We start from the raw sequence: 10,564 nt of genomic DNA, 5'->3' as shown, positions 1-10,564 counted from the left end.
GGACCAAGAGCGGCCGCGAACTCGCTGAAGAGTTCGGAATATCCCGCTCCACGGTCACAAAAATGATCGCCGAACCCCGAGACCGCTACGAGCAGCGGGCCAAGCAACGTCGAGCCAGGGCCGTGGATCTGCGCCTCCAGGGTTCAGCTACCGAGAGATCGCTGTCAGCACTGGCGACAGCATCGGCACCGTCGGTCGCCTCCTCGCTGACGCCCGGCGCCACGGGGAGTGGGCGCTCGCCGTGGCGCGCCGCGCCGCCAGTTGCACAGAGTGAGATTTCGAGGGATGTCCCGAAACGGCCCCCAAGCCGGGGTGCCGGTAAGGATCGTGTCATCAGCCGCAAACGAGCGCTGGGGGCTTGACCCTGAATCTCTGGTCGCGGCGGTGTCCGGGGGGTGGGAGTAGCGTCCGTGCGTGGCGCGTGAGCTGGGTCAGGACGAACTGATCGATCGGTGGACGCTGGTCGAGGCCGAGCTGGCGATGGTGGCCGGCAAGCGTGGCGCGACGCGGCTCGGGTTCGCGGTGTTGCTGCGCTTTTACACCGAGCACGGCCGGTTTCCCCGCAGCCGGAGCGAGATCCCCGACGCCGCTGTGGACTACGTGGCCCGGCAGGTCGGTGTGCCGGTGACCGAGCTGGCGTTCTACGACTGGTCCGGCCGCACGATCGAGTTCCATCGCAGCCAGATTCGCCGGACACTGGGGTCCGGGAGTGCAGCGTCGCCGACGCCGACAAGCTCACCGAGTGGCTGGTCACCACCGTCACCCAGACCGAGCGCGGCGCTGAACGTGTCCGTGACCAGCTGCTGGACCGGTGCCGGGAGGAACGTATCGAGCCGCCCACCGGCGGCCGCGTCGACCGGATCGTGCGCTCGGCGCTGCACCGCGGCGAGGAGCTGCTGTTCGCACGGGTGGCGATCCGCTTATCCGAGGCGGTGCGCGTTCGGCTGTTCGCCTTGGTCGCGGCCGGTGCCGATGACGACGGCCAACCCGGCGGGGACGGTGACGGGCCGGCGGTGCTGGCCTCGATCCGGTCCGATCCGGGCAACGTCAGCCTGAACACGATGTTGACCGAGATCGCCAAGCTGGAAGCGGTACGGGCGGTCGGCCTGTCAGCCGGCGTGTTCGCCGACATCGCCCCGAAGGTGGTCGCCGCCTGGCGGGCGCGGGCGGCGGTCGAGGCGCCCAGCCACCTGCGCGGACACGCGCCTGAGGTGACGCTGGCCCTGCTGGCGGCGTTGTTGCACTGCCGGGAACGGGAGATCACCGACACGCTGGTCGAGCTGCTGATCTCCACCGTGCACCGGATCAACGCCCGCGCCGAGGTCCGGGTGACCAAGGAGCTGATCAAGGAGTTCAAGCGGGTCACCGGCAAGGAGAACTTGCTGTTCCGGGTCGCCGAGGCGACCGTGAACGCCGGCGACCAGCTCGTGCGCGACACCGTGTTCCCGGTCGCGCCGCAGGCCGTGCTGGCCGACCTGATCGCGGAGTTCAAGTCCTCCGGGCCGACCTACCAGCGCACCGTGAAGGCCACGCTGAAGGGCTCCTACACAACCACTACCGGACTGGGCTGATCAAGCTGCTGGACGTGCTGGAGTTCCGCAGCAACAACACCACCCACCGGCCGGTGCTCGACGCGCTGGAGCTGATCACCCGCTACGCCAGCGCCGGGAACCTGCACTACTACCCGGCCGGCGAGCACATCCCGGTCCATCGCGGCCTGAGCGAGGACTGGGAGGCGCTGGTTTACAAGGACGACAAGCGCCGCCGGCAACGGGTCGTGCGCATGGTCTACGAGGTGTGCACCTTCCAGGCGCTACGCGAGCAGTTGCGGTGCAAGGAAATCTGGGTCGTCGGCGCGGACACCTGGCGCAACCCGGCCGAAGACCTTCCGACCGATTTCGAGGACCATCGCGTCGAGCACTACCAGGCGCTGCGCAAGCCGCTGGACCCCAGCCAGTTCATCGCCGACCTGCAAGCCGAGATGCGCGCCGAGCTGGAGGCCCTGCACACCGCCCTGCCGGGCTGCGATTGGTTGTCGATTAGCGACCGCGCGGCTGGCGCGGTCAAGCTGGCCCCGCTGGAGGCCTCGCCGGAGCCGCGCAACCTGCGCCGGCTCAAGCAGGCTGTGCAGGCCCGGTGGGGCACGGTGCCGCTGATCGACATGCTCAAGGAGGCGGTGCTGCGCACCGGCTGCCTGTCGGCGGTGACCTCGGTCGCCGACCGCGGCACCTTGCCCGAGCACGTGCTGGCCGAGCGGTTGCTGCTGGCTATCTACGGGTACGGCACCAACACCGGCATCCGTGCGGTCGCCGGCGGCGAGCACGGGCATTCCGAGGACGAGATTCGCTACGCCCGGCGCCGCTACCTGAGCACCGAGGCCGCGCGGCAGATCGCGATCGAGATCGCCAACGCCACCTTCGCCGCCCGCCAGCAGACACTGTGGGGCGACGGATCCACGGGGCCAGCGACTCGACTCACTTCGGCGCGTTCGACCAGAACATCTTCACCGAGTGGCACTCCCGCTACGGCGGCCGAGGGGTGCTGATCTACTGGCACGTCGAGCGCGGCTCCGTGGTGATCCACTCGCAGCGGCTGAACTGCTCGGCCTCCGAGGTGCACGCGATGGTCGACGGCGCGATCCGGCATGGCACCGACATGCAGGTCGAGGCCAATTACGTGGACACGCATGGTCAGTCCGAGATCGGGTTCGGCATCACGAAGCTGCTCGGGTTCGACCTGCTGCCGAGGATCAAGCGGATCAACAAGGTCAAGCTGTACCGCCCGGCTGCTGGCGAGCCAGACGCCTGGCCGGGTCTGGCACCGGCGATGACCCGCCCGGTCCGGTGGGACCGCATCGCTGAGCAGTACGACCAGATGCTCAAGTACGCCACCGCGATCCGCGTGGGCACCGCCTCGACCGAGGCGATCCTGCGGCGATTCATGAAGGCCAACGCAGCGCACCCGACCTACCAGGCGATGATCGAGCTGGGCCGGGCGCAAAAGACCATCTTCTTGGCCCGTTACCTGCACAGCCGGGCACTCCAGCGAGAGATCCACGAGGGCCTGAACGTGGTCGAGTCGTGGAATCGGGCCAACGCGGTCATCTTCTACGGCAAGGGCGGGGACCTGGCCACCAACCGGCGCGACGAGCAGGAGATGAGCGTGCTGTGCCTGCGGATCTTGCAGGCCGCCCTGGTGTACGTGAACACCCTGATGATCCAGGACCTGCTCGCTGGCTCCGAGTGGGACGACGCGCTCACCGCTGAGGATCGGCGCGGGCTGACGCCGCTGTTCTGGGCGCACGTGCTGCCCTACGGCGAGGTGCGGCTGAACATGGACGCCCGTCTTCGCCTGGCCGCCGCCGCCTCCAGCGGCTGACTGGCCGGTCTCGAAACCAAGGTTCCGCGACAGCGTGCAGGCGAGTTCGGACATCGACATCACCCCAGGTCACGCTGTCTCACAATCTAACGTCGAAACACCGCCTCGAAACACGGCCACATGGTAAACTTATGAGACAGTTGCGGGAGGAAACGAGACGATCATGACCGGCGAGTCCGCCATTACCGACCCGCGGATCGCCGCCGCCCTGGATGCCGACCGGGACCAGGCCAGGACGGTGACGTGATGGAACTGGGCTACGCCCGCGTCTCGACCACACACCAGGACCTCGAACGACAGCTCGACGCCCTGGGCCACCACGGCATACCCGACGAGCGGATCTACACCGACAAGAAGACCGGCGCCACCATCGACCGGCCCGGCTTCACCGAGCTGCGCCGCTACGCCCGCTCCGGCGACACGATCATCGCGACCAACCTCGACCGACTCGGCCGCAATCTGCGCGAATGCCTCAACGTCGTGCACGAGCTGCGCGAGCAGGGCATCGGGATCAAGACCCTGAAGGACCCGATCCCGATCGACACCACCGACGACTCGCCGATGGCCGAACTCGCCGTCGCGCTACTGGCGCTGTTCGCACACATGGAACGAGTGTTCATGCGCGAACGCGCCGCCCACGCCCGCGAGGCCACCGCAGCCACGGGCAAACTGCCCGGCCGACCCCGCAAACTCGACCCCAACCAGCTCGCCGCGGCCCAGGCCGCCCTCGACACCGGCCAGACCGCCGACCAGATCGCAGCCGCGTTCGGCGTCAGCCGCGCCACCCTCTACCGCAACCTCACCGAAAATAAACCCGCTGACCAGCAATGATCGACTCGTTTGCGGCTGGTGACAACTCCCTTACCGGCGCCCCAAGCCGGGGCAAGCCGGGACAGCCGGGACACATTGAGCGTTCCAGCAGGTCACATGCGCTTTTTCCCTGTCCCGGCTTGAGGGGGTGTCCCGGCTCAAGCCGGGACACCCCCTCAACGAACAACACGCTCACGCAAGCCGAAGGCCGCCCTTACCGCATCCTGACCAGCGGTTATGCCTCGCCTGGCCCCGCGCCTCCTTGTTCAGCACTGTCGGTGACCAGATCAGGGGTGTAGCGCCGCCACGCGTCGCCGAACACGTCACGCTGGTAGCACCTGACCTTCCCGAGCCCAGGGAGCCGCATTTGCGTGGACTGGATGTCGTACTCGGCGAGGAGCTTCCCGAGGCGCATGGCGGTGAGTCCTTCGCCGCGTGGCCCGTAGTCCGCCCACGGCGCCTCCGGATCAGCCCGGAGCTGCTGGAGCAGCCGCATCGTCGGCAACGCCTGCTCGTCCCCGAACGCCGCATGGCAGTCCGCGAGGAGCCGGATGCGTTCGGACCGGTCATCCCCGGCACTGTCCTCTTGGAGGGCGAGGATGGCTTGGCGGGCGCGTTCGGGCCAGTGGCCTCCGGCGTGGTCGGCGATGGCGATGAGTGGTTCCCAGGTGTCAGCGGCCCGGTCCTCGACCGGCATCACCGGCTCAGCCGCCTCCAAGACCGATAGGTCGTTGCGGAGCCAGCTGTGCAGCCGCTCAGCGAGCTTCTGGAGGCGTGGCCGGTCGCGTCGGTGCCGGTAGGGCGCCACCTGTTCTCCGGGGGCTCTGCGGCGCATCTGGACGACGATGGCGCGGTCTTCGATGGTGTCGGGCATGCGTCCGATCCCGGCCAGCGCTGCCATGGCGAACGTCGAGATCGACTCGACGCGGTTTTTGGCGAGGTCGTAGCGCTTGGCGGGCCGGTTGCGTTGGTGTCCGGCGTTCAGGAGTCCGCGGAGGTCTTCGTGGCCGGTGGCTGCGGGTCCGAAGATCGTGTCGGCCTCATCGACGAGCATCGTGGGTGGGTCGGCGGTGATGGAGCGGTAGACCGCTGCCGGTGTGGCGTTGACGGTGATGAACGGCTGGTGGCAGGCGCCTTCGACGACGTCGAGGAGGCGGGATTTCCCGCAGCGCTTCTCCGGTGCCCGCACGACCAGGCGTGGTGCGTGGGCCCAGGCGGGTTGGGCGTGGGTGGCGGCGATCCAGAGCACGACCCCGACGACGGCGGCGTCGGAGGGGAGGGCGACGTAGCGGCGCAGCGCGGTCTCCAGGTCGTCGAGGATCACCGCCCCGTCGACGTCGCTACTGGTGCTGTTGGTCGGTGGTGGGGTGAAGGTGCCGGATTCGGAACCTTCGCCCTGACCTGCGGGAACCTGGTCGTCGTGGGTGTTCACGCGGTCCTCCTGGAGGTGGTGGCGGCGGGTGCGGTGCTCGGGTGGTGTCGCCAGAGGCGTCCGGTCACCTCGGGCTCGTGCGGGTGCTCGGTCCAGGTCTCGGTCGGGGCGTAGGCGCGGAGCTCGGCGGCCGGATGGCCGTCCGGGTAGCGGCGAGACGCGTCCTGCATGGCTGCCAGGTCGTCGGCCCAGTACCAGCGCCCACGCCAGGGCCCGTCGACGAGGACGGCGAGTTCGCGGCCGTCGGCGACCTGGACCGCCAGCCGCGACATCCGGGGCGGCCGGTGCGCGGGGGAAGGGCGGTGCTGCCGCGTCGCTTCCGGTCCTCGCCCGCTGGGGCGGGCTGTGGTCCGGGTCGACTTGCCCACGACCAGCTGTGGGGCTGCGGTGGTGCTCATGCCGCGTCCCCACGTGCCCACCGGGCCGGGTCGCCGTGGGGCGGATACCGGCGCCGCATCAACTCCGCGAGGGACGGCTGTCGGGCGAGCCCGGCAGCGGTGTAGGCGACCGAGACCTGCTTGCTGGCGTCGCGCAACGCGACCCAGCGGGCGTGGCGCAGGTCGGCGACCTCCACGCCCACGCGGGCGGCGACGAGCAGCGGTGCGGTCGGCTGGGCTCGTCCGAGGACGGCGGCCAGCACGGCCGGGTCGACGAAGCTGATCACCTCCAGCGCGTCGGCCCGATCCGGGTGGGGCAGGCGCGGGATCGGGACTGCCAGGGCTCGACACGGGAGCGGGTCAGGTGCTGCAGGTGTTGCCGGTGGTTCCGGTAGTCCAGGAGAGTGGTGACTGTGTGTGGTCATGGGGGCTCCTGTTTTCGGCATGGCGAAGGGGAGGGAGGGAGGCGCCGAAGTGCTCCCGTCCCTGCTCAACTGCGGGTTTCAGAGGTGCTGGAGGGGGTGGGTCCCTGGGGTCCCTGGGTGACTGTCAGTGCAGGTCAGGTTGGGGAGGGACCCGTCGGGGACCCGGGAGGGAGAACTCCCTGGGTCCCTCCCGGGTCCCTGAGGGGGTCCCTCAGCTCAGGTCGTCGGACCCTTCGCCCCATTCGTCACTGTCGGTGACAGGATCGGTGGGTGTGTTGCGGTCGGTGAGGGCTTCTGCGATGCGGTCGGTGGAGACCTGTTTGGTGCCGCCGGTCTTGTAGGGCTTCGCCCCGTCGGGGAGTGCGTCGGCGAGGCGTTCGAAGGTCCAGGTCCCGTAGTGGGCGCGGTCGAGTTCGGCGAGCAGCGCGAGCGCTTCCTGGGTGCGCATCCGCTTCGCGCCCGCCTCGGTGAGGACGTGGAGCAGGTCCTCCAGAAGGTCCCGGCGAGGCGGCGGTGCCGGGGCGGTCGCTGCTCCGGTGGCGAGCCCGGCCTCTTCCCGCAGCTTCACCGCCCGCTCGACGATCGGTGTCAGCTCGTCGACGCCGTTGCCGCGTTGGATGTAGAAGCAGCGCATCAGCCCGTCCCGGCTGGTGAACCCGGATGTCATGGCGGTGCCGAGGTCCCCGAGGTCCACGGTGCCGTCGCTGCCCACGGTCATGGGTTGCAGGGTGGTGGCGGTGATCCCGGCGGTGTGTTTGCCGGTGCCGAGGATCGCGTCGTTGCCCTGGTGATCGGCGATGGCGAAACACGCCCGGTTCGACAGGACTTTCGCCACCGCCCGAGGCAGGGACTCTTTCGACGGGACTGGTGTCGCGAACAGGAACGTCACCCCGTATTTGCGGGCCTTCGCGACGATCTTGGCGACCAGCTCGGCGGCTTCGGCGCCGACGTCGGAGACGAACAGTTCCTGGCACTCGTCGATGACCACGACGCGGGGCCGCATGGACGGGTCGGCGGCGGCGAGTGCCCGGGTGAGCTTGGGTTCGCCTGCTGCGGACAGTTTCCGTCCGCGTTCGGACAGCTCGGACATGAGCTGTTTGAGGCCGTTGAGGACGGTGGGGACCTCGTCGGGGTCGTCGGAGACGAACAGCGTCCGGGCGACCGGGGCGAAGGGGTCGTAGTCGGCGTTGTGGGCCATGCAGTAGATGTCGATCTCGACGAGTGGGTCGAGGATGGCTCCGGCGAGGACGTTGATGATCAGGGTGGACTTCCCGGAGCCCATCATCCCGGCGATGCCCCAGTTCGTGCCGAACAGCCGTCCGTTGACCAGGTCAGCGCGGGGGGGTGACGCCGACGGGGACACCACGGAAGTAGTCGGTGGTCCCGTCGTGCAGCAGCGGCCAGGGCGCGACCGGTTTGGTGAGTGAGGCCTTGGTCGGCGACCCACAGGTCCAGCATGCCGGGGTGGTCGCGGGCTTCGGTGGGCCACACCTCCACCGGCAACCTCAGGAGGTTGTGGGCCAGGACGTCTTTGCGCTTGTTGAGCATCTCGACGGTGACGCCCTCGGGCAGGAGGAACTGGCAGTGCCAGCCCTTCCCGTCGTGGACGGGTGGGAGGTTCCAGCGGGGTGTCCAGCCGTGTTTGAACTTGCTGTTCAGGGCGCTCAGGCCGAGGTTGCGCAGCGCGTTGACCACGGCGCTTTCGTCGACGATCACACCCCGCCCGGTGCTGGTCTCGTCGTCGTCGACAGTCGCGGTCCAGGTGGGTGGGGTGGTGCGGGCCCGGCCGAGTGCCCACAGCCCGAGCACCGCCCCGGCCCCGGCCAGGGTGGCGATCACGGTGGCGTAGACGGTCACGAACGTAACGGCCGGGCCAGCGATCACGACCGCGTCGATCACCCCGGCAACAGGGGCGATGACCAGGGAAACATCCTTCGCCGCGATCGCGAGGACGGCGCCGAGGGCGAGGAGCATCCCGAGCGCGATCAGCGCGCCGACCCCCGCAGCACGCGCCCACGCCAGGGGCGCGTTGATCCAGTCCATCACCCGGCCATGACGCCGCTGCTTTTCGGCGGTGTCGCGGGCCTCCCACTCCAGGAGCCGGTCCTGGTCCCCGGCGATCTCAGCGGCCCGCATCTGCCGCTCATAGCGGGAGGTGCCGTGGGTGTCCCGCCAGCGTTGGATGAGGACTCCGGCGCCGGAGAACACGAACCACGTGTTCCTGACCAGGGCTTTCGTTGTGGTGACGGTGACGGGGTGGGTGGCGGCGGCGAGGGCGCTCCGGCCTGCGGTGTGTAGGTCGGAGCGGTAGAGGTCCCGCCGCGACACCACCACGTCGGTTCCCGGTGTCGAGGCGCTGTCTGTCTGCGGGCCGCAGGTGTGGTCGACGATCTCGCCCTCGATCACCACCGAGGGCTCGGTGTCGGAGTTGTCGGTGCGGTGGTGCAGGGTGATGACCGGCGCCAGCTCACGCGCATGGTGGTCTGGGCTGGCGCCGCCAGACTTCCCCCGCGTGTCGTGGTCGTTGTTGTTCATCGGGGGCCTCCGGCGGTCTCGTCGCGGAGTTGGCGGGCCCGCGCGGCGGAACAGCGCAGCGTCCGGCGGATGGACTCGGCCGATCCGGGGTCGACCCGGCCGTCGGCGACGGCGGCCCGGAGCTGGTCGCGAAGATCATCCAGGCTGCGGGGAGTCGACCCGGTTTCAAGATCATGGTCGGGGTCGACTCCGCCCCTCGACGATGATCTTGGTGGGGTCGACTGTCGCAGGTCAGCCCTCGACTCCCCACCCGACTCCTCGTCGCGGCGGTTGAGGACGGCGACACCGCCTCCATGATCATCGTCGAGGTCGGAGTCGAGGTAGTCGAGGTCGTAGTCGTAGTCGTTGGTGAGGCGGGAGCCGACACAGTCCGCGCCTTCGACGAGGGCGGCGAGTGCCCAGTCCCAGTCGTCGGCGCGGCCCTCGCCGCCCGGCACGGGCGGGGCGCCGTGGCGTCCCGGGGCGGTCGTCGCGGCGAGCGCCCGTCGGTGGACCTGGTAGGTCCCGGGCCGGTAGGTCAGCTGGGCGGTGGCGGTGCCGTCGGTGCCGATGGTTGCTGCCGCGTCGCGGACGGCGAGGCGTCGTGCTCGGTCGGTCTTCGCCTCTACCAGCGCGGTCAGGTGGGCGTCCCGGCGCTCGGCTCGGGAGCGGGGTGCCCCGGCGAGGGTGAGCTGGTGTGCGGTGACGCCTGCGATGGACACGACGGCCATGACGATCCCGGCGGTGAGGCCCTGTTCGAGGCCGTGGAGGAGGTTCATCGAGGCCGCGACCAGGGAGAACAGCACCACCCCGGCCTGCAACCCGACCACGGGCCGGTCCGGTGTCTGGTGTCGGGAGGCGACGATGGCGAGGGCGAAGGCCCACATGCCGAGTTCGGTGATCCCGGCCAGGAGCACGCCGAGCGGGCCGTAGATGGTGGTGCCGTAGGCGGCCATCGCGGGTGCGGCCAGAGCGAAGGACAGGAGCGCGATCGGGTAGATCAGCAACTCGACGACGTGGGCAGAAGACCAGGTCAGGGCGCGTGTGCGGGCTGCGGCCCGGGCGGCTGTGCGGGCTCGTCGCTGCTCGGTGCGGCGCCGCTCAGCGCTCTCGCGGTCGGCCCGGTCGCGGTCGCGGCGGGCGTCCTGCTCGGCGATCCGCCGCTGCGCCGCAGCGTCAGCGGCTTCCCGGGCGAGGCGGGCGTCCAGAGCGCGGCTCTCACGCCGCTCCGCCGCCCGTGTTGCAGCCCACGAGTGGTTCGTGGTGGTCATGCTCCGGCCCTCCCCTCAACCCGCTGACCAGCCGAAACCCGCCCAGAAGGCGACACAGCGCCGCCGGAGACGTCGCCCGGGTCCTGTCCGGCCAGGGTGGTTGAGGCTGGGACGGCTCGACGGGCCTGCCAGAGCCGCAGCTCAGCGGCCGCCCACCAGCCGGTTACGAAGCCGAGCGGTGCGGCGAACCACCAGGTCAGCCACACCGCCGCGACGGTTAGGGCGGCGACGACGGCGATCTCGACCAGCCGGTCCCGGACCGCCGCCACGACACGACGAAACAGCGCGTTCATGCCACCTCACCACCCGAAATGACCCGCTGGCCAGCGGAAAACGGCCACAGGCCGTCGGGTCGGA

The 10,564-nt window shown here is 69.8% G+C and carries 9 protein-coding genes and 2 pseudogenes; 4 read left to right on the top strand and 7 right to left on the bottom strand.

What is annotated here, in order from left to right; all coding sequences use genetic code 11:
- Positions 1 to 414: 414 nt before the first annotated feature.
- From KPL57_RS71165 to KPL57_RS59390, 4 genes and pseudogenes are all read left to right on the top strand, one after another.
- A pseudogene (locus KPL57_RS71165) lies at positions 415 to 693 on the top strand (DUF4158 domain-containing protein); the annotation flags it as partial.
- Between the two features lie 170 nt (positions 694 to 863).
- Complete coding sequence (locus KPL57_RS59400; RefSeq protein WP_226358804.1) at positions 864 to 1,571, top strand: hypothetical protein; 708 nt, start codon at positions 864 to 866, stop codon at positions 1,569 to 1,571.
- A gap of 212 nt (positions 1,572 to 1,783) precedes the next feature.
- Positions 1,784 to 3,378 (top strand): annotated as a pseudogene (locus KPL57_RS73295) (transposase).
- Between the two features lie 246 nt (positions 3,379 to 3,624).
- Positions 3,625 to 4,209, top strand: a complete 585-nt coding sequence (locus tag KPL57_RS59390) for a recombinase family protein (protein WP_226351775.1) — start codon at positions 3,625 to 3,627, stop codon at positions 4,207 to 4,209.
- 214 nt (positions 4,210 to 4,423) lie between these two features.
- Here the strand turns inward: KPL57_RS59390 and KPL57_RS59385 are convergent, their stop codons facing one another.
- The 7 genes from KPL57_RS59385 to KPL57_RS59355 all read right to left on the bottom strand — a co-directional run bounded on the left by KPL57_RS59385 (position 4,424) and on the right by KPL57_RS59355 (position 10,500).
- A complete protein-coding gene (locus tag KPL57_RS59385) occupies positions 4,424 to 5,620 on the bottom strand; it encodes a DUF3631 domain-containing protein (protein WP_226358798.1) in 1,197 nt (398 codons plus the stop codon).
- Positions 5,617 to 6,018 (bottom strand): hypothetical protein, encoded by a 402-nt coding sequence (locus KPL57_RS59380; RefSeq protein WP_226358778.1) that lies wholly within the window; start codon positions 6,016 to 6,018, stop codon positions 5,617 to 5,619. Before KPL57_RS59380 ends, KPL57_RS59385 begins: the two co-directional genes overlap by 4 nt.
- Positions 6,015 to 6,284, bottom strand: coding sequence for a hypothetical protein (locus tag KPL57_RS59375; protein WP_226358777.1), 270 nt, complete (start codon positions 6,282 to 6,284; stop codon positions 6,015 to 6,017). The genes KPL57_RS59380 and KPL57_RS59375 overlap by 4 nt, the downstream gene beginning before the upstream one ends.
- A 349-nt stretch (positions 6,285 to 6,633) precedes the next feature.
- Entirely contained in the window at positions 6,634 to 7,788 is a 1,155-nt protein-coding gene (locus tag KPL57_RS59370) for an FtsK/SpoIIIE domain-containing protein (RefSeq protein WP_226358803.1), read from the bottom strand.
- Entirely contained in the window at positions 7,704 to 8,957 is a 1,254-nt protein-coding gene (locus KPL57_RS59365) for a phage holin family protein (RefSeq protein ID WP_226358802.1), read from the bottom strand. The genes KPL57_RS59370 and KPL57_RS59365 overlap by 85 nt, the downstream gene beginning before the upstream one ends.
- Positions 8,954 to 10,207 (bottom strand): hypothetical protein, encoded by a 1,254-nt coding sequence (locus KPL57_RS59360; protein WP_226358801.1) that lies wholly within the window; start codon positions 10,205 to 10,207, stop codon positions 8,954 to 8,956. Before KPL57_RS59360 ends, KPL57_RS59365 begins: the two co-directional genes overlap by 4 nt.
- Positions 10,204 to 10,500, bottom strand: a complete 297-nt coding sequence (locus KPL57_RS59355; protein ID WP_226358800.1) for a hypothetical protein — start codon at positions 10,498 to 10,500, stop codon at positions 10,204 to 10,206. Before KPL57_RS59355 ends, KPL57_RS59360 begins: the two co-directional genes overlap by 4 nt.
- Positions 10,501 to 10,564: the final 64 nt, after the last annotated feature.

The organism is Pseudonocardia sp. ICBG601, from assembly GCF_020496245.1.
Note: the sequence above shows the minus strand (reverse complement) of the source record. Positions and strands in the feature narration are given on the sequence as shown.

Excerpts from the sequence above, each read along its gene's own strand:
- KPL57_RS59380 (WP_226358778.1), bottom strand. The coding sequence starts at position 6,018 with ATGAGCACCACCGCAGCCCCACAGCTGGTCGTGGGCAAGTCGACCCGG.
- KPL57_RS59355 (WP_226358800.1), bottom strand. The coding sequence starts at position 10,500 with ATGAACGCGCTGTTTCGTCGTGTCGTGGCGGCGGTCCGGGACCGGCTG.
- KPL57_RS59360 (WP_226358801.1), bottom strand. The coding sequence starts at position 10,207 with ATGACCACCACGAACCACTCGTGGGCTGCAACACGGGCGGCGGAGCGG.
- KPL57_RS59390 (WP_226351775.1), top strand. The coding sequence starts at position 3,625 with ATGGAACTGGGCTACGCCCGCGTCTCGACCACACACCAGGACCTCGAA.
- KPL57_RS59365 (WP_226358802.1), bottom strand. The coding sequence starts at position 8,957 with ATGAACAACAACGACCACGACACGCGGGGGAAGTCTGGCGGCGCCAGC.